Consider the following 21,957-nt stretch of genomic DNA (forward strand, 5'->3'; position numbering starts at 1 on the left):
CGGCCGGCCCGCGATCAATTGACGTGTTGCTGCCAGTCGGGGGGTACGGCACCCTCCGGCCCGGGCGTCGGCTGCGTGAGCGGATGGGCGACAGGAGGCGGCAGTTGGGGACCGCCTTCGTAGTACTGCTCCGTCTCGACGTTCCAGAACCACTCCTCCCCCGGTTCGAAGCTGGTGAGGAACGGGTGGCCCTCCTGCTTCGCGTGCCGCGTGCCGTGCTGCGACGGTGACGAGTCGCAGCAGCCGATGTGTCCGCACGCGGCACAGCGGCGCAGATGCACCCACCAGCCCGGTCCGTCGCCGGCCAGGCACTCGGCGCATCCCTCCCCGCTGGGCTCGGCCGAGGTGTCGATACCGGGGATCCGGTCGTCTGCCATGGCGTCTCTCCTCACTCAGCCGGAGGCCGGCTCGGTTCCGGTACTGCCGACGTCCTCGGGCGGTGGACTGCCGTCGTCCGAGGGGGGTGTGATGGGCAGACAGACGCGGAAGCGTGTGTCGCCGGGATGCGAGTCGACCCGGATGTCGCCGTGGTGCTTGTTGACGACGATGCGATAGGAGATGTCGAGACCGAGTCCGGTGCCCTCGCCGACGGGTTTGGTGGTGAAGAAGGGCTCGAAGATCCGCGGCCGGACGTCGGCGGGGATGCCGGGGCCGGTGTCGCGGACCTCGACGAAGAGGCGGTCGCCCTCGCGCCCGGTGGTGATGGTGAGGGTGCCGCTGCCGTTCATCGCGCCGAGCGCGTTGTCGATGAGGTTCGTCCACACCTGGTTGAGTTCGGCGCCGTACGCCGGGACGGGTGGCAGGGTGCGGTCGAACTCCTTCACCACGCGCACACCGGGGGGAACCTTGGCCTGGAGCATCACGAGCGTGGCGTCGAGGAGTTCGTGCACGTCGACGGGCTGTTGGGCGGAGCGGTCGAGCTGGGAGTACTGGCGCGCCGCGTCGACGAGTCCGGAGATACGGTTGACGGCGTCCTCGATCTCGCTCATCAGCAGTTCGGTGTCGACGGTGTAGGTGAGCCAACCCACCGCTGCCTGCCGGTTCTCATCGCCCAGGTCGTCGGTCGCGTCGGCCAGCCAGTCGGGGTCGAGGCCACCGGCGACCAGGACGGGCGCGATGTCCCAGGGCCGGTCGACCTCGTGGTCCTCCAGCCAGTCGGCGACCTCGTCCTCGGCGTCGGAGGACTCGATCGCCGTCCGCCTGGGGGCGTTGGTGGCCCGCTGGACGGCGGCGTCCTGCATCTCGACGAGCCGGTGCAGCCGGGTCCCGTCGACGCGTCCGTCGGCAATGAGGGCGAGCTTGTGGCGCATCTTGGTGACCCTGTCGCGCAGGGTGTCGGTGGCCCGGACGGCCGCGGCAGCGGGGTTGTTGAGCTCGTGCGTGAGGCCCGCGGTGAGGGAGCCGAGGGCGACCAGCCGTTCGCGTTCCCCGATGATGGTGTTGCTGGCCCGGGTCCCGAAGAAGAGGCCTTCGAGCAGGTGCAGCGCCATCGGGAACCAGGTGCGGACGGCGTAGGCGAACTCGTCTGCGGGCAGCAGGAAGAGTTCGACGTCGGTGATCGCCTCCAGGGTGTTGGGGTAGACCTGATCCACCCGGTCCCCCAGATAGGCCTGCGTGGCCCCGGCGTAGACACCCTTCTGGTCGGTGCGGTTGAACTCCAGGTCGTCGCCGTGGATACGGCGGCCGATGGAGACCGTGCCGTCGAGCAGGACGAAGAAGCAGGTGGCGGCCTCACCTTCGGAGTACACGGGTGAGCCGGCAGGTCGTGTCTCGACGCGGCCGCGTTCGGACAGCCAGCGCAACTGCTTGTCGTCGAGCGCCTCGAAGAGGAACAGTTCCTGGAGTTCGGCCGGGGTGAGCCCGGTGCGCGGGCCCGGGTCGGTCATGGCGCCTCCAGATAGCGGTGCACCAGGGAGACGGCCATGGCACCCTCCCCCACCGCGGATGCGACCCGTTTGACGGAGTCAGCGCGCACGTCTCCGGCGGCGAAGACTCCGGGCACGCTGGTCTCGAGGTGGTACGGGTCCCGGGACAGCGGCCAGTGGGCGGGCCTCGCGCCCTCGATGAGCAGATCGGGACCGGTGAGCACGAAGCCGCGTCCGTCACGGGCCACGACGCCGTCCAGCCAGTCGGTGGGCGGCTCGGCGCCGATGAAGATGAACAGCCAGGAGGTGTCGGTGATCACGACATCCCCGGTCCGGTTGTCGCGCAGCGTCAGCCGTTGCAGATGCCTGTCGCCCTCACCGCCCGCCACTTCGGTGTGCGGATGGACCTCGATGTTGTCGATGGCGCTGATCTGCTGCACGAGGTAGTACGACATCGACCGGATCAAGTCGGCGCCGCGGACGAGGAGATGGACGCGCCGGGCGTAGCGGGAGAAGTAGACGGCGGCCTGGCCGGCGGAGTTGGCGCCGCCGACGATGTACACGTCCTGACCGGAGCAGTTCGCGGCCTCGAAGGACGCCGAGCCGTAGAAGACGCCCGCTCCGGTGAACTCGTCCAGGCCCTCTCCCTCAAGCCGGCGGTACGACACCCCGGTGGCGAGGACCACCGTGTGCGCGCCGACGGAGGTGCCGTCGCTGAACCGCAGCACCCGGCCCGCTCCCGCCGCTTCCAGGGCGACCACCTCGCGGGCGCTGAGGATCTCGGCCCCGAAGCGGGTGGCCTGGCGGCGTGCCCGGTCGGTGAGCTGCGCCCCGGACACTCCGTCCGGGAAGCCGAGGTAGTTCTCGATGCGGCTGCTCTGGCCGGCCTGCCCGCCCGTCGCCCTCCGCTCCACCAGGACGGTCCGCAGGCCTTCGGACGCCGCGTAGACGGCGGCTCCGAGACCGGCGGGGCCCGCACCGATGACGACGACGTCGTAGAAGTCGGAGGCGGGTGTGGTGCTCAGGCCGACCTGGTCGGCGAGCTCGGCCTCAGTCGGCGACTGCAGGGTCTTGCCGTCGGAGGTGATCACCAGCGGTACGTCGTCGGCGCTCAGGCCCGCGGCGTCCAGGAGCCGTCGGCCCTCCGGATCGTCGGCAGCGATCCAGCGGTAGGGGACGAGGTTGCGGGCGAGGAACTCCCGTACGGCGAAGGAGGGCGCCGACCAGCGGTGGCCGACGATACGGGTCTCGCCCGCCCCTCGTTCGGGGGCGTTCGACCACAGCTCCAGCAGGGAGTCCAGCACCGGGTAGAGGTTCTCCTCCGGAGGGCTCCACGGCTTGAGCAGATAGTGGTCGAGGTCGACGATGTTGATGGCGTCGATGGCGGCCCCCGTGTCGGCGTACGCCGTCAGCAGGACGCGTCTGGCCAGCGGGAAGAGATCCATCGCCGCTTCCAGGAACTGCACGCCGTTCATCGTCGGCATGCGGTAGTCGGCGATCATCACGGCGAGTGGTTCGCCGCGCAGCTTGACCTCGCGCAGAGCCTCCAGCGCCTCTTCGCCCGACGGTGCCCGGAGCACGCGGTACCGGTCGCCGTACCGGCGACGGAGGTCGCGAGCGATGGCTCGGGAGACTCCTGGATCGTCATCGACGGTCAGGATGGTCGGCTTCGCCATGCCCCCCATCATGCGCCGCACCGATGACGAATGCGATGTGTGCATGAACGACGAGGGCAGGTCCGGCGGTCGGGAGCGGCGCCCGGTGGAAGCCGACGCCAGAATTTTTCGGCAGATCGTCCGTAGGCTGTCGAAATCGCGGCCCGTGCTTCTACCTACCTGTGAGGGCGCCCCAGGAGGGGCTCCCCGGACAGAGGGAGACCACCATGAAGTACATGCTGCTCATGCAGTTCAGCGCGGACATGCAGGACGAGCTGCCGCCGATCACCGCCTGGTCCGCCGACGAGGTCAAGGCGCACATGGCCTTCATGAACGAGACCAATCAGCAGCTCACGGCCCGCGGCGAGCTGGTCGACGGCCAGGGGCTGGCCATGCCGGAGACGGCCAAGATCGTCCGGGGTCACGGCAGCGGGGCGCCGGTGGTGACCGAGGGGCCCTTCCCCGAGACCAAGGAGTTCCTCGCCGGCTACTGGATCGTGGACTGCCCGGACGTCGAGCGTGCCGTCGAGATCGCGGCGACCGTGTCGGCCGCTCCCGGCCCCGGCGGAGCGCCCCTGAACATGCCGATCGAGGTACGACAGGTGATGTCGGCTCCGACCGGCGACCTGTAGGAAGGGTGGTAGGCCCGTCACCCCGGGCCCACGCGCCGCCGGCCGGTCGACGCCTGCCGACGGTGACCGAGGACAAGGACGACGACTCTGACCGGCCTGCCCGAGTCCGAGAGCGACCTGCTGCGCCGCCTGGCGCCGCAGGTCGTCGGCGTACTCACCCGGCGCTACGGCGACTTCGAGACGGCCGAGGACGCGACGCAGGAAGCTCTGCTCGCGGCCGCGCACCAGTGGCCGGAGGAGGGGCTGCCGCGCAATCCGCGGGGCTGGCTGATCAAGGTCGCACAGCGGAGGATGACGGAGCAGGTCAGGAGCGAGCAGGCCCGGCGCCGCCGGGAGGAACTGGTCGCCGCGCAGAACCCGGCGGACCGGCGGACCGCGCCCGCGGCGGACACCGCGCGCGGTGCGGACCACGACGACACGCTCATGCTGCTCTTCCTGTGTTGCCACCCCGCGCTGTCGGCCGATGCGGCGATCGCGCTCACGCTGCGTTCCGTCGGAGGACTGACGACCGGCGAGATCGCCCAGGCGTTCATGGTTCCGGAGACCACGCTGGGCCGGCGGATCAGCCGGGCGAAGCAGCGCATCAAGACGTCGGGGATCCCGTTCCGGATGCCGGACCGCGAGGAGTGGCCGGACCGGCTGGACGCGGTTCTCCACGTGCTGTACCTGATCTTCAACGAGGGTTACACGAGCAGTACCGGCCCGGATGTCCGGCGCGTCGAGTTCTCGACCGAGGCGATCCGTCTGACGCGTGCCGTGCATGCCCAGCTCCCCGATGACGGCGAGGTCACCGGGCTGCTGGCCCTGATGCTCCTCAACGACGCGCGCGGCCGGGCGCGGACCGGCCCCGCCGGTGAACTGATCCCCCTCGCCGCACAGGACCGCAGCCTGTGGGACGTCGGCGCGATCGCCGAAGGTGTCGCCCTGATCACCGCCGCACTGCCGCGCGGCCCGGTCGGCCCGTACCAGGTGCAGGCGGCGATCGCCGCGGTGCACGACGAGTCGCCGACGGCCGAGGAGACGGACTGGCCGCAGATCCTGGCGCTGTACGGCGTGCTGGAGCGCATCTCGGACAATCCGTTCGTCGTACTCAACCGGGCCGTCGCCGCCGCCATGGTGCACGGTCCCGACGCCGGCCTGGAGGTACTGGAGGTCCTGGCGTCGGACGCGCGGCTCAAGGACCACCACCGGCTGTACGTGGTGCGCGCCCATCTGCTGCGGATGGCCGGCGACCGGGAGGGGGCGGTGGCGAACTACCGGGCCGCCGCCAACCGGACGGCGAGCCTCCCGGAGCGGCACTACCTCACCATCCAGGCGGCCGAACTCGCGGCGGGGGGCGACGGCGGGCCGGCGCATGCATAGGCGCGGACGGGTCCGAGGCCACGAGATGGCAAGCGCGTTTTCAAGGACGGCACCCGATATCACTCTTCCGTCAGGCACCCGTCGCCCCGGAACACCTGCTCGCTTACGATCTCTGCGACCCACGCCGACGGGAGCGCCCATCGGCCGGTTTCCCGGTTTCTGTTATCGGCCTGGACTCCTCGCATCTCCCTTCTGTGGGACGGAACAGGCCCGAGTCGGAAGCAAGGAGTGGAGAGAACGTGAGCAGTGACCTCGAGGTCTCGGAGATCGTGGCGGCCCGGTCCGGGGATCAGCGGGCCCAGGACCGGCTCGTGGCCGCGTGCCTCCCTCTCGTCCACAACATCGTCGGGCGGGCGCTCGACGGGCACGCCGATGTCGACGACGTGACGCAGGAGACCATGCTCCGCGCACTCTCCGGTATCGGGACGCTGCGCGACCCGGGCAGTTTCCGGTCGTGGCTGGTGGCCATCACGGTGAATCAGATCCGCGGCCACTGGCGCCGGCACCGGGACGCGCCTGTCGCCGGCGGTCTGGACGACGCCTACGACCTGGCCGACCCCGGGGCGGACTTCGTCGACCTGACCATCGCGCGCCTCGGTCTGTCGGGGCAGCGACGCGAGGTCGCGGAGGCGACCCGCTGGCTCGACGAGGACGACCGGTCGTTGCTGTCCCTGTGGTGGCTGGAGTCCACCGGCGAACTGACCCGCGCCGAGGTCGCCGTGGCCATGGAGCTGTCCCCGCAGCACACGGCCGTACGCGTGCAGCGGATGAAGGCCCAGCTCGACGCCTCCCGGGTGGTCGTGCGTGCCCTCGCGGCCCAACCGCGGTGTGTGCTGCTGGAGTCGCTGGTCGAGGGGTGGGACGGGGCGCCCTCCGCCCTGTGGCGCAAGCGCATCGCCCGCCATGCCCGTGAATGCACGGTGTGTTCCGGCTGTTCGGCGGGGCTCGTCCCAGCGGAGCGCCTCCTCGTCGGACTGGGGCTCGTGCCGCTCGCGGCCGCCGCGACCACTCTGGCAGCGGCGGATCCGGCACTCGCCGCAGCGCACGACCGGATACCCGGGCACGACGATATATCCGGGGAGCGCGAGACGGCCGGGCGTCACGAGACACCTGGGGAGCACGGAACAACGGGCCTCGGACACGGCGGAGGCCGTGCCCAGGGGCGCGAGGCGCAGCGGCGGCTGGATCGGGCCCGACGACGCCGGCGGACGACCGCCGCGGCCCTGACCGTGGCGGCGCTGGTCACCGCGGGAGGCACGCTCCACCTGTTCACGGACGACCAGGATCCCGGGACGCAGACCCCGTCGACGGTCAGCGAAGCACAGGGAGTTCTGCCATCCACTCCCCCGGCGAAGGCGACGGCGACCGCCTCACCTTCGCCGTCTCGCAGCAGCGCGAGCCCGACACCCCGGCCCTCGCCGTCACCGACGAAGCGCGCCGCGACCCGCACGCCGGCCCCACGTCCCGTCGTCGCGGACTCCGCGCCCGCTCCGAAACCGGACACAGCAACGCGGCAGACCCGGTCCGGACCTGCCGGCGCCGTCCTCTCCCTGGTCAACAAGGAGCGGACCGCGGCCGGCTGCGGACCGCTGAGCGGCAACGCCCGGCTGGACACGGCCGCTCGCCGGCACTCCGACGACATGGCGGCGAAGAACTACTTCTCGCACACCGGTCAGGACGACAGGAGCCCTGGCGACCGCATCACCGCTGCCGGCTACCAGTGGCGGACCTACGGCGAGAACATCGCCAGGGGACAACAGACTGCGGCGTCGGTGATGGAGAGCTGGATGAACAGCCCTGGTCACCGGGCGAACATCCTGAACTGCGACTTCAAGAACATGGGCCTCGGCATCCACGAAGGCCCGGGCGGTCCGTGGTGGACGCAGGTCTTCGGGGTGAGCCACTGAGACCGGAGTGGGTCATTGGCACCGGAGACCGCACCGGGTCTCCGGCACCGGAACAGTAGGCCGCGACCGGTGTACGGGCAAGGTGGTCCATCCGTTGCGGCGCCACCGGGGTCGCTCATGGCGTCAGGGCTCGGTCCTCTCCACCGGGATCCAGAGCTCCGCCTCCGCCTGTGCACCGTCCGGCGAGAGCCGGGTGCGCAGGATTTCCGGGCCCGGCCTGCTCCGGTACGGATTGGACGGGAACCACTGGGTGAACACATCGCGCCACAGGTACTGCAGCGCCTGCGGGAAGGCACCCGCGTTCTCGAACACCGCCCAGGTGCCGGCCGGAACGGCGAGTGAGTCCATGCCCTCCGGTGCCGGAGAGGCGCTCACCACAGCGTGGTAGTAGTCGAGTTCCGTTCCCTCCGCACGACTGTCGGCGAGGTTGTCGCTCACCCCGACGATCCCCCGCGGCTCCTGGTCGGACAGGTCCGTCATCCGCTGCAACGTCTCCTGCCCGATGCTCCGGATGAACGCGACGATCGCCGGGTTCATGCCCTCGTGCACCAGCGGCACACGGGCCCTGCGCCCAACGACATGGAACTCCTCCTTCTCCACCAGGCGGTACTGCATGCTGCTGCTCCCTTCGACGACGAGATGGAAGGACATCCGTGGCTGGGAGACCAGAGCCGCACCGGTGCGCCGGGCCTCGCCGGGTCCGACGCCGTGCACGGCCCTGAAGGCGCGGGCGAACGCCTCGCCCGATCCGTAGCCGTATCGCACGGCGATCTCCAGCAGCGTCCGCTCCCCGGAGATCACCTCGGCCCCGGCGACGGTGAGCCGCCTGCGCCGGATGTATGCGGACAGCGGTATCCCCGCGAGTGCGGAGAACAGCCGCCGGAAGTGGTACTCCGACGTGACGGCGATACGTGCGAGCTCGGCCGTCTCGATCCGCTGGTCGAGTCGGCGCTCAATGTGCTCCATGGCCTGGTTCAGTCTGTCCAGCACGCCGGCCTCCTCCCTGTTGATCACCCACGCTAGGACGTGGGTCCGGTCCCGCACCCGACATCCTGTGCCCGGCATGATCAGTGCCCTGTGCCCGGCACGATCGGGGCAGCTGTCCGCGGTCGGGCACGCCGGCAGCGTGCTGCCACGCGCGGGGCCCGACGCCGTCAACGAAGCCGGAGTGCCGTCCGAGACCGATGAGCCGACAGGCGCGCCGGCCCCGGTGCCGTCAGGGCGCGGTGTCCGCCACGCCACGCCCTCACCGCCCGCCGCGCCAGGCGGCCGTCCGGCTCCCGTCCGACCGGCGTTGCCTTCTACCCGGCGAGCCGCGCCAGTTCGTCCTCGGACAGCCGCAGCGCGCCCGCGGCCACGTTGTCGGTCAGGTGGTCCGGGTTGCCGGTGCCCGGGATGGCCAGCACATGAGGTCCGCGCTGGAGCGTCCAGGCAAGGCGGACCTGCGCGGCGCTCGCTCCGTGGGCCCGGGCGACGGCCAGCACCTCGTGGGTGTCGGTGGCACTCGCGCCCTCCTCGCGACCGGCGCCCGCGATGGCGAAGAACGGCACGTAGGCGATGCCCTGTTCGCCGCACGCGCGCAGGAACGCGTGCTCCCCGGGAGGTGCGCCGACCCCGTAGGAGTTCTGGACGCAGACCACCGGCGCGATGGCGAGTGCCTCGGCGAGGTGGTCGGGCCGGACGTTCGACAGCCCCAGATGACGGATCAGTCCGGCGTTGCGCAGCTCGGACAGTGCACCGAAGTGCTCGGCGATCGAACCGGTGCTGTCCTGCCGCGGGATCCGCAGATTCACCACGTCCAGGTGGTCGCGGCCGAGCTGGCGCAGGTTCTCCTCGACCTGGCCGCGCAGTTGTCCGGGCGTGGCCCACGACCAGACTCCCGAGGGGTCGCGCCCCGGGCCGACCTTGGTGGCGATGACGAGGGAGTCGGGGTAGGGCGCGAGTGCGCTGTTGATCAGTTCGTTGGCGGAGCGCAGCGTCGAGAAGTAGAACGCCGCTGTGTCGATGTGGTTGACCCCGAGGTCGACGGCGCGGCGCAGCACGCCGATCACCCGGTCGCGGTCGGTCGGCCGCCCGTCCGCGGTCGCGGTGAGGCGCATCGCGCCGTATCCCATCCGGTTGACCACGAGGTCGCCGAGTCTCCAGGTGCCCGCGGCCGTCGCGGTAATCGCCTCAGATGTCATGATCACCAGTTTCCCTCACTCCCGGAACCGGGGCACCGCTCCACCGGGATCACTGTGTGGTGACACCGCGACAGGCATGGTCCGGACCCGGCCGCGTCCGTTAGCACAGCGCCGTTTGGCGCGGGGCGAGAAGGCAGAGGGACGGCCGGATTGTCGCGGACCGGCCATCATTTCGGACAACGATCGAGGACTTGAGGGTCCTCAGACAACCGGTTCGGGCGTCCTGCGTTCTGACAGGTCGGCCAGGCTCCGATCAGAACTGATCGGTCATTCCGCTGGCTCCCGAGGACGAGGAACCGATGACCAGACCTCACCGCAATCGTCTCTGGCGCGCCGCATTCGCGGGCTCCGCCGCGCTGGCTGTGATCGCCGGCGTTGCCGCCGCCGCACCCGACACCGCCAAGGCCCAGACCACACCCAAGCTTCGGCTGATCGCCGCCTCCAACGCTGTCACTCTCGACCGGGACGAGGAATCCGGGGTCTATCTCGACCTCGGCACCTACCTCACCGCCGAGGGCGCGCCCCTGGAGTTCCAGGTCAGGCGCGCGTCCTACAAGGACCCTGTCGTGGCCCGACAGGTCGTCCGCCAGGGGAAGAAGACCACGACCAAGACGCTGCCGAAGGGCCTCGTCAAGGACTTCACCGGTCTGGCCGGCTTCCTCCAGGTCACCATCACCGACAAGAACGGGAAGAAGGTGCTCAGCAAGCAGGAGACCTTCTGCCCGAACAACGCGTCCGGCCGGATCCGCCCGGACGCCCCGGCGAAGTCGAAGTATCCCGAGAGCTGTCCCACCAACCCCTTCACCCTCGGTTCGGTCTGGGGCGTCGAGAACGGCTGGGCCTCCAACACCTACCTCGGGTACTACTCCGAGCCGGTGAACCTGCCCGTGGGTGAGTACACCGCCAAGCTGTCGGTGACGAAGGCGTACCGCGATCTGTTCGGCATGCCCAACGAGACCAAGTCGCTCAAGGTGACCGTGCGCCAGGGCCCGTCCGGGGAAGGCCAGAGCCCGCCCGGGGAAGGGATGCGCTCGTCGAAGACCGGTCACTCCGGTCACGGCGCCGCCCACGGGAAGCCGGCTGCCGGTTCCGGGCACGCCTACCACGAGGGCCGGGGAGCCGACGCACCCGCGCCGCCCGCCCTGCCGTACGCGCTCAAGGCCGCCCGTGCGGCCGGTCACCTCGGTGACGGCCCGGGCCACACCGACGGCTCCCGTATCGCTCCCGCCCTCCAGCCCAACGCCAAGCGTCCGACCGGCCGGGCGAGTGTGCCCGACGTGCCCAAGCCCGACCTGCGTTCGCTGCCCGCCTGGGACATCGGCATCTCCGACGGCGAGGACGGTGACGTCCCTGGCAAGGACTACATGGTCTTCAGCGCCAACGTGTGGAACGCCGGTCCCGCGCCGCTCGTCGTGGACGGTTTCCGCAGTCCCGGCAAGGACCTGATGGACGCCTACCAGTACTTCTACGACGCGAAGGGCAAGCAGGTCGGCTACACCCCCACGGGCACCATGGAGTGGGACCCACGTATCGGCCACGAGCACTGGCACTTCACCGACTTCGCCAGCTACCGCCTCCTGAGCGCCGACCAGAGCGAGATCGTCCGCAGTGGCAAGGAGGCCTTCTGCCTGGCCAACACGGACGCGATCGACTACACGGTGAAGAACGCCAACTGGCACCCGTTCAACACCGATCTGTCCACCGCGTGCGGCCAGCAGAGCTCGATCTCGGTGCGTGAGGTCCTGGACGTGGGCTCCGGCGACACCTACACCCAGTACCGTCCCGGCCAGTCCTTCGACGTGACGGACCTGCCCAACGGCACCTACTACATCCAGGTCATCGCCAACCCCGAGAAGCGGCTGCAGGAGACGAACCTCAAGAACAACGTCGCCCTGCGCAAGGTCGTCCTCAGCGGCAAGGCGGGTGCCCGCAAGGTCACCGTTCCTCCGCACGACCTGATCAACGCCCCCTGACACACGGACGACAAACAGCGACGGAGGCCCGGCCACCTCTCGAAGGCGGCCGGGCCTTGTGCCGCTCTCAGTCCACCGGCCAGGTGTGGACGGGTGCGTTGAGATGCATGTAGTCGCTGTACTGCCGGGTCATCCGCCGCAGCGCCTCGTGGGATCCGACATGGGTGGAGTCGGCGATGTGATGGAACATCTCCTTCTGCCAGACCGCCCCGTTGCGGCCCGTGACGCACCGCTGCTCGATGATCCCCAGCAGCGGCTCCCGCCATGCCGCGTCCATACCGGACCGCTCCAGCCCCTGGTGCGCCAGCGGCAGCAGCCGGCGCAGCACCAGCTCGACCACGGGCACCTCACCCATGCCGGGCCAGTACAGCCGTGCGTCGATCCCGTTCCGCGCGGCGGCGTGCAGATTGTCCTCCGCGGCCGAGAACGACATGCGCGACCAGACCGGACGTTCCTCGTCGACCAGCGCGCGGGTCAGACCGTAGTAGAACGCTCCGTTGGCGAGGACGTCGGCGACCGTGGGCCCGGCGGGGAGGACGCGATTCTCCACGCGCAGATGCGGCTTGTCGTGGTCGATGGCGTACACCGGCCGGTTCCAGCGGTAGATCGTGCCGTTGTGCAGGGTGAGTTCGGCCAGTTCGGGGATGTCGCCACCGTCCAGGATCTGCAGCGGATCGGCTTCGTCGCACAGCGGGAGCAGCGCGGGGAAGTACCGCACGTTCTCCTCGAAGAGGTCGAAGACGCTGTTGATCCACCGTTCCCCGAACCACACGCGGGGCCGCACCCCCTGCACCTTGATCTCGTCGGAGCGGGTGTCGGTGGCCTGCTCGAAGAGGGGGATACGGGTCTCGTGCCACAGTTCCTTGCCGAACAGGAACGGCGAGTTCGCCGCCAGTGCCACCTGGACGCCGGCGATGGCCTGTGCGGCGTTCCAGTAGCCGGCGAACTCGTCCGGCGAGACCTGCAGATGGAACTGGGTACTGGTGCACGCCGCCTCGGGCGTGATGGTGTCGGCGTACGTCCGCAGCCGGTCCACCCCGTCCACGGCGATCCTCAGATCCTCGCCGCGGGCCGCGAAGACCTGCTCGTTCAGCAGCCTGTAGCGCGGATCCTCCGACAGCGCGGCCTCGCCCACGTCCGGCTGCCGCAGGGTCGGCAGGATGCCCACCATGATCAGATGCGCACCGACGGCGGCGGCCCGCTCCTCGGCATGATTGAGCGCGTCCCGGATCTCCTGTTCCCAGTCGTCGGGACCGCCGGCCGTGAGCCGCCGTGGCGGGATGTTGATCTCCAGATTGAACCGGCCCAGCTCGGTCGCCCAGGCGGGATCGGCGATCGCCTCCAGCACGTCGGTGCTGCGCATCGCGGGCCGGCCGTCGGCGTCCGCCAGATTGAGCTCGATCTCCAGACCGACCTGCGGCCGCTCGAACTCGAACCGGGAGTCGCGCAGCATCTGCGCGAAGGCGTCGAGGCATGCCTGCATCTTGATCCGGTACCGGCGGCGGTCCTCACGTGTGAACACCTTCGCCGGAACGTCTCGTCCCATCGGCCCTCCCGAGTCCCCTCGGCAGACTGCCCTCTCCCAGAATCGCACTCCCCGGCCGACCCGACCAGTGAGGATCCGCGGCCCTCCGGGGCGCAGGGGTGTGACGACACCGGGGCGGCACGGGTTCACCCGGGCCCGGCGGGTGCCCCTTCGGCGCGACCACAGCGGGACGCCGCCGCGTCCCACGCCTCGCGCGTGCTGCCACTCGTACCCCGCGGCTCGTACACCCGCGGCTCCTGGGTGGTGCGGAGCAGAGCACGCAGATCCTGAAGGCCTCCGCCGACGGCCCCCGCCGCACGCGCCTGGACCAGCAGATTGCCGAAGGCCGCGGCCTCCGCCGGACCGGCGACGACCGGCAGGCCCGTCGCCTCGGCCGTCAGCCGGCACAGCAGGGGATTGCGCACTCCGCCCCCGACGATGTGCACGCGCGAGACGGAGCGTCCCGACAGCCGGACGGCTTCCTCGACCGCCTGTCGGTGGGCCAGCGCGAGCGAGTCCACAACACAGCGCACCGTCTCGGCCTCGGTGCGGGGCGCGGGCTGCCCCGTCCGCAGGCAGGCTTCGGCGATGCGGCGGGGCATGTCGCCGGGGGCGATGAACGCGGGGTCGCTCGCGTCGACCACCGAGCGCAGCGGTACGGCGGCGGCTGCCGCGTCGAGCAGCGCGGGAAGACTCTGCGCCCGCCCCTGCGCCTCCCAGGTCCGCATGCACTCCTGGAGGAGCCACAGGCCCATGATGTTGCGCAGATACCGGACCGTACCGTCCACGCCGAGCTCATTGGTGAAGTTGGCGCGTCTGCTGGCTTCCCCGAGGACCGGCGCGGGCAGCTCCAGTCCGGCGAGTGACCAGGTGCCGGTGGCGACATAGGCGAAGTCCTCGCCGTCGGCGGGGACACCGACGACGGCCGACGCGGTGTCGTGCGAGCCGACGACGATCACCGGCACCGGCCCGGTGAGCCCGGTCTCGGCCAGCACCTCGGGGCGAAGAGTGCCGGCGGCGTCACCGGGTGCGCGCAGCGGTGGGAAGAGGGAGAGGTCGATCCCCAGACGCCGGGCGACGGTGCGCGACCAGTCACGGGTGCGGGGGTCGACCAGCTGTGTGGTGGAGGCGTTGGTGATCTCCGTCCCGGCCCTGCCGGTCAGCCAGTAACTGATCAGATCGGGGATCAGCAACGCCTGTCGGGCGGCGGCGAGTTGGGGGGTGCCCGCTGCCGCGATCAGCTGGTAGACGGTGTTGAACGGCAGATACTGGAGCCCTGTCGCCGCGTACAGTTCGCCGGGTGGCAGGAGGGCCGCCGCCCTCTCCGCCACCCCCTTCGTACGGTCGTCCCGGTAGTGGACCGGATTGCCGAGGAGCTCGCCGGAGGCGTCGAGCAGTCCGTAGTCGACGGCCCAGCTGTCGATGCCGATGCCCGCGAGGCGTCCGTCCGTCGCGGCGGCCGCGGCCCGCAGGCCGTCGAGCACACCCCGGTGGAGGGCGAGGATGTCCCAGTGCAGGGTGGCGCCGGTCCTGACCGGCCGGTTGGGGAACCGGTGGACCTCGGTCAGCTCCAGTACGCCCGGGCCCGCCCGGCCCAGCATCACCCGCCCGCTCGACGCTCCGAGGTCGACGGCGGCGAAGGCGAGTGGTTCGGCGACGGTCACGTGCACCTCCTGCCGGTCGGGTGCCGACGTCTCCCGGTCGGGGCCGGGTCGGGTGCGGCGTTCCGGCTGTTCGTCATCGGGCGCCGCGCGGTCAGCGGAGGAAGGCGGCCGCCACGCCGGCGTCCACCGGGATGTGCAGTCCTGTGGTGTGCGAGAGGTCCCCGCCGGTCAGCGCGAAGACCGCGTTGGCCACATGCTCCGGCAGCACTTCCCGCTTCAGCAGCGTGCGCCGGGCGTAGAAAGCGCCGAGCTCCGCCTCCTCCACGCCGTACACGGCGGCCCGCTGGGCGCCCCAGCCGCCGGCGAAGATGCCGGAGCCGCGCACCACTCCGTCGGGGTTGACCCCGTTGACCCGGATGCCGTGTTCGCCGACCTCGGCCGCCAGCAGCCGGACCTGGTGGGCCTGGTCCGCCTTCGTCGCGCCGTACGCGATGTTGTTCGGGCCCGCGAAGACCCCGTTCTTGGACGCGATGTAGACGATGTCGCCGCCCAGTTGCTGGGCGATCATCGTGCGGACGGCCTCCCGGGAGACCAGGAACGATCCGCGCGCCATGATGTCGTGCTGGAGATCCCAGTCCTGCGACGAGGTCTCCAGCAGCGGCTTGGAGATGGAGATCCCGGCGTTGTTCACCACCAGGTCGACGCCGCCGAAGGCGAGATGGGCCGCCGCGAAGGCTTCGGTGATCTGTTCCTCGCTGGTCACGTCGACGGTCACGGGGACCGCGTGATCGGGTCCGCCGAGTTCGGCGGCCACCGTCTCGGCGCCGCTCCGGGAACGATCGGCGACGACGACACACGCCCCTTCGGCGACGAGCCGGTGAGCGATCGCCCGGCCGATGCCGGAGCCTGCTCCGGTGACCAGCGCGATCCGTGCCGCCAGCGGCCTGGGCCTCGGCATCCGCCGCAGCTTGGCCTCCTCCAGTTCCCAGTACTCGATGCGGAACTTCTCGGACTCCTCGATCGGCGCGTAGGACGAGACGGCCTCGGCACCGCGCATGACCTCGACCGCGTTGAGATAGAACGCGCCGGCGACCCGCGCCGTCTGCTTGTCCTTGCCGAACGAGAACATGCCCACGCCCGGGACCAGCACGATCGCCGGATCGGCGCCCCGCATGGGGGGTGTGTGCTCGTCGGCGTGCCGCTCGTAGTAGGCCCGGTACTCCTCGCGGTACTCCCGGTGGAGCTCCTTCAGCCGGTCCACGGCGGTCTCCAGTCCGGCGCCCGCCGGCAGGTCCAGGACGAGGGGCCGTACCTTCGTGCGCAGGAAGTGGTCGGGGCACGAGGTGCCCAGCGCGGCCAGTCGCGGATGCTCCGACCGGGACAGGAAGTCGAGCACCGGTCCGGCATCGGTGAAGTGGCCGACCTGCGCCCGGTCGTGGGAGGCGAGGCCGCGGATCACCGGCGCGAGAGCGGCGGCGCGGACCCGCCGCTCGGCCTCGGGCAGGGGTTCGTACCCGGCGAGCACCGGGCCGAAGGGTTCGGGTGCGCCGCGCTCGGCCAGGAAGGTCTCGGCGGTACGGATGATGTCCAGCGAATTGCGCTCGCACTCCTCGGAGGTCGCCCCCCAGGCGGTGATCCCGTGGCCGCCGAGGACGCAGCCGATCGCCTGCGGGTGTGCCTTCTTGACGGCCGCGATGTCCAGGCCGAGCTGGAAGCCGGGCCGCCGCCATGCCACCCACACCACCCGGTCGCCGAAGCATTCCTCGGTCAGCGCCTCACCGCCCGCCGCGCAGGCGAGCGCGATGCCGGAGTCGGGATGAAGGTGGTCCACATGGGCCGCGTCCACGAGGCCGTGCATCGCGGTGTCGATGGAGGGAGCGGCCCCGCCCTTGCCGTGCAGGCAGTAGTCGAAGGCGGCCACCATCTCGTCCTCGCGCTCGATGCCCGGGTAGACAGCGGTGAGCGCGCGCAGCCGGTCGAGACGGAGGGCGGCCAGGCCCTCGACGGTGAGCGTGCCGAGGTCGCCGCCCGATCCCTTGACCCACATCAGCTCGACGTCCGTGCCGGTGACGGGGTCGGTGGCGGTGCCCTTGGCGGAGGTGTTGCCGCCGGCGAAGTTGGTGTTCCGGGGGTCCGCTCCCAGCCGGTGGGAACGGGCGAGCAGTTCGGCGGCCGCCGGGTGCTGTGTCGTCTCGTTCATGCTCCCCACCCGGCCTGCGTGCCGCCGACACGCTCGGCGATGATCTTCTCGGCCCAGCCGGAGCGGCGGTAGGCGCCGACGGGATCGGGGTCGATGCCCATCTCCTCACGCACATCGGCGAGGAGCGGCCGTACATCGGTGTTGTAGGCGTCCATGAGGGCGGCGTTGGCCTCCAGCACGTCTCCGCTCGCCTGTGCCGCGGTGAGGCTCTCGGCGTCCACCAGCAGTGCCTTGGCCGTGGCCTCCTGAACGTTCATCACCGAGCGGATGATCGCGGGGATCTTCGCCTCGATGTTGTGGCACTGGTCGAGCATGAAGGCGGTGCCGGGGACGAGTCCGCCACCGCGGATGACCTCGTACATGATCCGGAAGAGCTGGAAGGGGTCCGCGGCGCCGACCATGAGGTCGTCGTCGGCGTAGAACCGTGAGTTGAAGTCGAAGCCGCCGAGTTTCCCCTCCCGCAGCAGCACCGCGACGATGAACTCGATGTTGGTGCCCGGCGCGTGGTGCCCGGTGTCCACGACGACCTGGGCCCTCTCCCCCAGCCTCAGGCAGTGCGCGTACGCGGTGCCCCAGTCCGGCACGTCGGTCGTGTAGAAGGCGGGCTCGAAGAGCTTGTACTCCAGGAGCATCCGCCGGTCGTCGCCGAGCCGCTCGTACACCGCGGCGAGCGCGTCGGAGAGCCGGTCCTGGCGGGCCCGGATGTCGTCCTGGCCGGGGTAGTTGGTGCCGTCCGAGAACCACAGCTTGAGGTCGCGGGAGCCGGTGGCCTCCATGATGTCGACGCACTCGAAGAGGTGGTCCAGTGCCTTGCGGCGGACCGAGGCGTCGGGGTGGCACACGCTGCCGAGTCGGTAGTCGTCGTCCTGGAAGACGTTGGCGTTGATCGCGCCGAGGCGCAGTCCGCGCTCCTCGGCGTACTTCGCCAGGGCGGCGTAGTCGTCGACCCTGTCCCAGGGGATGTGCAGCGCGACGGTAGGCGCCACGCCGGTGTGGCGGTGGACCTGGGCGGCGTCGTCCAGTTTCTCCTGCGGGGTGCGGGGGACGCCCCGCTGGGCGAAGACCTTGAAACGGGTGCCGGAGTTCGCGTACGCCCAGGAGGCCGTCTCGACGGCCTGCGCTTGGAGGGCGGCGATGACGGTGGTTCGGCTCGGCATGGTCAGCACTCCCGTGTCACGGACAACAACACCATGAATCGATTCATCAGGCCGAAGCTAAGGAGCCCGCAAAGGACTGTCAAGGGCTCAACCCGCAGGACTTTCCGCTCTGTTGAGTCGCGAGATTCAACAGGAAAACTCAGGGCTGCAGACCCATTGACGGCGCCGGTCCCACGCGTCTAGCTTCCGTGAAACTCATTTGAAACCTTTCACGGCGTCAGGGAAGAACGACCCCCGGCGACCCTGAGGAGTCCCCCATGAACCAGTCCGACACGGGCCCGGCCCCCGTTCTGGCGCTGACGGACGTCTCCAAGTCCTTCGGTGCCGTACGGGCCCTGCAGGACGTCTCGTTGAGCCTTCTCCCGGGTGAGGTCCATGCCCTCGCCGGTGAGAACGGTGCGGGCAAGTCGACCCTCATCAAGATCCTCGCCGGGGTGCACCGGCCCGACGCGGGCACGCTGCTGCTCGACGGGGTCCCGGTGGCCTTCCACGGGCCCGGTGACGCCCGCGATGCCGGTATCGCCGTCATCTACCAGGAACCCACGCTCTTCCCCGACCTGTCCGTCGCCGAGAACATCTTCATGGGCCGTCAGCCGCTGGGCGCGCTGCGCCGTATCGACCGCCGCTCCGTCCACGAGGCCACCTCGGCCCTGATGACCCGGCTCGGTGTCGGACTCGACCCACAGCGCCCCGCCCGCGGACTGTCCATCGCGGACCAGCAGATCGTCGAGATCGCGAAAGCTCTCTCCTTCGACGCACGGGTCCTCATCATGGACGAACCCACCGCAGCGCTCACGACGAGCGAGACCGCACGCCTCTTCACCGTCGTCGAGACGCTGCGCGGCGAGGGCACCGCCGTCCTGTTCATCTCCCACCGCCTGGAGGAGATCTTTCAGATCTGCCGGCGTGTCACCACGCTGCGGGACGGACGGCTGATCGCCACCGAACCGCTGGAGGGCCTCACCGAGGACGCGCTCGTACGGCGGATGGTCGGCCGGGATCTCGACGAGCTGTATCCCAAACAGCGCACCACCGTCGGGGAGTCGGCCCTGTCCGTGCGGCGGCTCACGCGGGAGGGCGTCTTCCGCGACATCTCCTTCGACGTGCACCGCGGTGAGATCGTGGCACTCGCCGGACTGGTCGGCGCAGGGCGCAGCGAAGTGGTCCAGGCGGTCTTCGGAGTCGACCGACCCGACGCCGGTGAGGTGACGGCGGCGGGACGCAAACTTCCGGCCGGCTCCCCCACCGCCGCGATGGACGCCGGCATCGCGCTGGTACCCGAGGACCGCAGACAGCGCGGACTGGTCATGGAGATGTCCATCGAGCGCAACATCGCCCTCACCGGGCTGGACCGGCTCGGCAGGGGCGGCCTCGTGCGCCGCGCCCTCGAACAGGCCCGGGCCGCCGACTGGGCGGTCCGCCTCCAGCTCAAGTACAACAAGCTGTCCGACCCGGTCGGCGTGCTGTCCGGCGGCAACCAGCAGAAGGTCGTGCTCGCCAAGTGGCTGGCCACCCGGCCCGCCGTCCTCATCGTCGACGAGCCCACCCGCGGCATCGACGTGGGGACGAAGGCGGAGGTGCACCGGCTGCTCTCGTCGCTCGCCGCCGACGGACTCGCGGTGCTCATGGTCTCCTCCGATCTGCCCGAGGTGCTCGGCATGGCCGACCGGGTCCTCGTGATGCGCGAGGGCCGGCTCGTCGGGGAACTGGATCGCTCCCAGGCCACCGAGGAGACGGTGATGGCCGCCGCAACCGGCGCGGGAGCCGGCCGGCCGCCGGTCCCCGCGCCGTCAGCCGGAGACAACGAAAAGAGCTCCGCATGACCACCGCGCTCGACAAGCCGCCCACCACCGGGACGCAGCCCGAGCGTTCGGCGCGCTCCCTCGCCGACGCCGTCTTCCGCGCCCGCGAGATCAGCATCGGCGGCGCACTCGTCCTGCTGATCGCGGGCACCTGGCTCGCCAATCCGTCCTTCCTCGACGACCAGGGCATCAAGGACCTGCTCCTCAACTCCTCGATCCTGGTGCTGCTCGCCGTCGGTCAGTCCGTCGTCGTCATCACCCGCAACATCGACCTCTCGGTCGGTTCCGTCGTCGGCCTGACCGCCTTCGCCTGCGGCAACTTCGTCTCCGGCACGGACCACAGCGCCTTCACCGTCGTCGTGCTCGGCATCGCGCTCGGCGTGGTGTGCGGACTGGTCAGCGGTGCGCTGGTCAGCTTCGGCCGGGTCCCGGCCCTCGTCGTCACCCTCGGCATGCTCTACGTCATCCAGGGTCTCGACCACGCATGGGCCCACGGCGAACAGATCAACGCCGCCGACGTCCCCGACGGGGTCCTCTCGCTGGGCAGCGGTTCCGTCATGGGCATCCCCTGTCTGCCGCTCATCTCCGCCGCGGTCCTGGCCGGCACCGCGTACTTCCTGCGGACCTACCGCAGCGGCCGCGAGCTGTACGCGATCGGCTCCAACCCCGAGGCCGCGCGACTGGCCGGCATCCCGATCCGCCGACGCGTCCTGGCCGCCTACGCCTTCTCGGGCGCGGTCGCCGGTTTCGCCGGCGCCCTGTGGCTGGCACGGTTCGGCACGGTCGTCGCCGACGCCGCGAACGGCTGGGAACTCACCGTCGTGAGCGCGGTCGTGGTCGGCGGAATCGCCATCACCGGCGGCACCGGCAGTGTGTGGGGCGCGGCGCTCGGTGCCCTGCTGCTCACCACGATCGGCAGCGCCCTGGTCGTGCTGAAGGTGGACTCCTTCTGGCAGCAGGCGATCACCGGTGTCCTGCTGCTCCTGGCCATCACCACCGACCGTGTCGTCCAGGTGCGCACCACCCGCGCCCTGAGGAAGAAGAGCCGGCGATGAGCACTCTGACCAAGTACCTCCGCTGGGACACGGCGGTCGGGATCCTGCTGATAGCCGTCTTCCTCGCCGGCGCGGGCACCACCGAGGGCTTCGCCGACACCGCGAACCTCTCGGCCGCGCTGGACGACACGGCGGAGATCGCGCTGATCGCCCTGCCCATGACGCTGCTGGTCGTCGCGGGACAGGTCGACCTCTCGGTGGCCTCCATGCTGGGGCTGTCCAGCGCGCTGGCCGGTTCGCTGTGGGACGCCGGATGGACCTTCGAACTGATCGTGCCGATCTGCCTGTTGACCGGCGTCCTCGGCGGGCTCCTCAACGGCTGGCTGGTCACCCGGGTGGGACTGCCCTCGCTCGCCGTCACGATCGGCACCCTCACCCTCTACCGGGGTCTCGCCTCCGTGGCCCTCGGCGACAAGGCCGTGGCCGACTTCCCCGAGTCGTACGCCCGGTGGGCCCGCTACACGGAGACCGTTCCCGGTACGTTTGTGCCCTATCCCGTCGCGTTGTTCGCCGTCCTCGCGGTCGTCGCTGCAGTCGTCCTGCACTGCACCGGATTCGGCCGCTCCCTGTACGCCATCGGCGCGCAGGAGGACGCGGCCCACTTCGCCGGCATCCGGGTCAAGCGGATCAAGCTGGCGCTGTTCATGGTCTCCGGGCTGGTCGCCTCGTTCGCCGGCATCGTCTACACCCTGCGCTACGGCAGCGCCCGCGCCGACAACGGCGTCGGGCTCGAACTCGTCGTCATCGCTTCGGTGTTGCTGGGCGGCGTCGACTTCGACGGCGGCAAGGGAACCCTCGGCGGCGCCGTCGCCGGCGTTCTGTTGATCGGCCTCCTGAACAACCTGCTCACCCTCAACGACGTGTCCAACGAGATCCAGGTGATCGTCACCGGGCTGCTGCTCATCACCTCCGTGCTCACCCCGAGGGTCGTCACCACGGTCACCGAGCGCCGTCACCGGCGCAACGCCGCGGCCACACCCGTGAGTTGATGCCACCTCCCGACCACCCGTCCCGATGCCCGCCCCCGCAACCCGAAA

The 21,957-nt window shown here is 70.4% G+C and carries 16 protein-coding genes; 7 read left to right on the forward strand and 9 right to left on the reverse strand.

The features are described from left to right. Positions 1–14: 14 nt before the first annotated feature. From ABTX78_RS09305 to ABTX78_RS09315, 3 genes are read right to left on the reverse strand one after another with little or no spacing between them, the layout of a single operon-like run. Complete coding sequence (locus tag ABTX78_RS09305; protein WP_352206168.1) at positions 15–377, reverse strand: UBP-type zinc finger domain-containing protein; 363 nt, start codon at positions 375–377, stop codon at positions 15–17. A 15-nt stretch (positions 378–392) separates the two neighbouring features. After that, entirely contained in the window at positions 393–1,886 is a 1,494-nt protein-coding gene (locus tag ABTX78_RS09310; RefSeq protein ID WP_352206169.1) for an ATP-binding protein, read from the reverse strand. After that, the gene (locus ABTX78_RS09315; RefSeq protein WP_352206170.1) at positions 1,883–3,541 is read right to left on the reverse strand and encodes an NAD(P)/FAD-dependent oxidoreductase; all 1,659 of its coding nucleotides are present in this window, start codon (positions 3,539–3,541) and stop codon (positions 1,883–1,885) included. Before ABTX78_RS09315 ends, ABTX78_RS09310 begins: the two co-directional genes overlap by 4 nt. A gap of 206 nt (positions 3,542–3,747) precedes the next feature. On the opposite strand from ABTX78_RS09315, the gene ABTX78_RS09320 reads away from it, so the two are divergent. The 3 genes from ABTX78_RS09320 to ABTX78_RS09330 all read left to right on the forward strand — a co-directional run bounded on the left by ABTX78_RS09320 (position 3,748) and on the right by ABTX78_RS09330 (position 7,421). Then, complete coding sequence (locus tag ABTX78_RS09320; RefSeq protein WP_352206171.1) at positions 3,748–4,152, forward strand: YciI family protein; 405 nt, start codon at positions 3,748–3,750, stop codon at positions 4,150–4,152. Between the two features lie 87 nt (positions 4,153–4,239). Next, positions 4,240–5,514 carry an RNA polymerase sigma factor gene (locus ABTX78_RS09325; protein WP_502993837.1) on the forward strand — a complete coding sequence of 425 codons (1,275 nt, stop codon included), beginning with the start codon at positions 4,240–4,242 and terminating at the stop codon, positions 5,512–5,514. A gap of 239 nt (positions 5,515–5,753) precedes the next feature. Beyond that, complete coding sequence (locus tag ABTX78_RS09330) at positions 5,754–7,421, forward strand: sigma-70 family RNA polymerase sigma factor (protein ID WP_352206172.1); 1,668 nt, start codon at positions 5,754–5,756, stop codon at positions 7,419–7,421. Positions 7,422–7,544: 123 nt separating this feature from the next. On the opposite strand, the gene ABTX78_RS09335 is transcribed toward ABTX78_RS09330, so the two are convergent. After that, positions 7,545–8,411, reverse strand: coding sequence for an AraC family transcriptional regulator (locus tag ABTX78_RS09335; RefSeq protein WP_352206173.1), 867 nt, complete (start codon positions 8,409–8,411; stop codon positions 7,545–7,547). A gap of 311 nt (positions 8,412–8,722) precedes the next feature. After that, positions 8,723–9,604: an aldo/keto reductase gene (locus ABTX78_RS09340; RefSeq protein WP_352206174.1), complete on the reverse strand. Its 882-nt coding sequence runs from the start codon at positions 9,602–9,604 to the stop codon at positions 8,723–8,725. Positions 9,605–9,903: 299 nt separating this feature from the next. On the opposite strand from ABTX78_RS09340, the gene ABTX78_RS09345 reads away from it, so the two are divergent. Then, entirely contained in the window at positions 9,904–11,577 is a 1,674-nt protein-coding gene (locus ABTX78_RS09345; RefSeq protein ID WP_352206175.1) for a lysyl oxidase family protein, read from the forward strand. 67 nt (positions 11,578–11,644) lie between these two features. Here the strand turns inward: ABTX78_RS09345 and ABTX78_RS09350 are convergent, their stop codons facing one another. From ABTX78_RS09350 to rhaI, 4 genes are all read right to left on the reverse strand, one after another. Next, complete coding sequence (locus tag ABTX78_RS09350) at positions 11,645–13,123, reverse strand: glutamate-cysteine ligase family protein (protein ID WP_352206176.1); 1,479 nt, start codon at positions 13,121–13,123, stop codon at positions 11,645–11,647. A gap of 125 nt (positions 13,124–13,248) precedes the next feature. Continuing rightward, entirely contained in the window at positions 13,249–14,703 is a 1,455-nt protein-coding gene (locus tag ABTX78_RS09355) for a rhamnulokinase (protein ID WP_352206298.1), read from the reverse strand. 154 nt (positions 14,704–14,857) lie between these two features. After that, positions 14,858–16,906: a bifunctional aldolase/short-chain dehydrogenase gene (locus ABTX78_RS09360; RefSeq protein ID WP_352206177.1), complete on the reverse strand. Its 2,049-nt coding sequence runs from the start codon at positions 16,904–16,906 to the stop codon at positions 14,858–14,860. Further along, positions 16,903–18,063 (reverse strand): L-rhamnose isomerase, encoded by a 1,161-nt coding sequence (gene rhaI / locus ABTX78_RS09365; protein ID WP_352206178.1) that lies wholly within the window; start codon positions 18,061–18,063, stop codon positions 16,903–16,905. The genes ABTX78_RS09360 and rhaI overlap by 4 nt, the downstream gene beginning before the upstream one ends. 257 nt (positions 18,064–18,320) lie before the next feature. On the opposite strand from rhaI, the gene ABTX78_RS09370 reads away from it, so the two are divergent. From ABTX78_RS09370 to ABTX78_RS09380, 3 genes are read left to right on the forward strand one after another with little or no spacing between them, the layout of a single operon-like run. Continuing rightward, the gene (locus ABTX78_RS09370) at positions 18,321–19,886 is read left to right on the forward strand and encodes a sugar ABC transporter ATP-binding protein (RefSeq protein ID WP_352206179.1); all 1,566 of its coding nucleotides are present in this window, start codon (positions 18,321–18,323) and stop codon (positions 19,884–19,886) included. Then, positions 19,883–20,920, forward strand: a complete 1,038-nt coding sequence (locus ABTX78_RS09375; protein ID WP_352206180.1) for an ABC transporter permease — start codon at positions 19,883–19,885, stop codon at positions 20,918–20,920. The genes ABTX78_RS09370 and ABTX78_RS09375 overlap by 4 nt, the downstream gene beginning before the upstream one ends. After that, a complete protein-coding gene (locus ABTX78_RS09380) occupies positions 20,917–21,909 on the forward strand; it encodes an ABC transporter permease (RefSeq protein WP_352206181.1) in 993 nt (330 codons plus the stop codon). The genes ABTX78_RS09375 and ABTX78_RS09380 overlap by 4 nt, the downstream gene beginning before the upstream one ends. Positions 21,910–21,957 lie beyond the last annotated feature (48 nt).

The sequence above is a fragment of the Streptomyces sp. NPDC096193 genome, assembly GCF_040302905.1.
Lineage (GTDB): Bacteria > Actinomycetota > Actinomycetes > Streptomycetales > Streptomycetaceae > Streptomyces.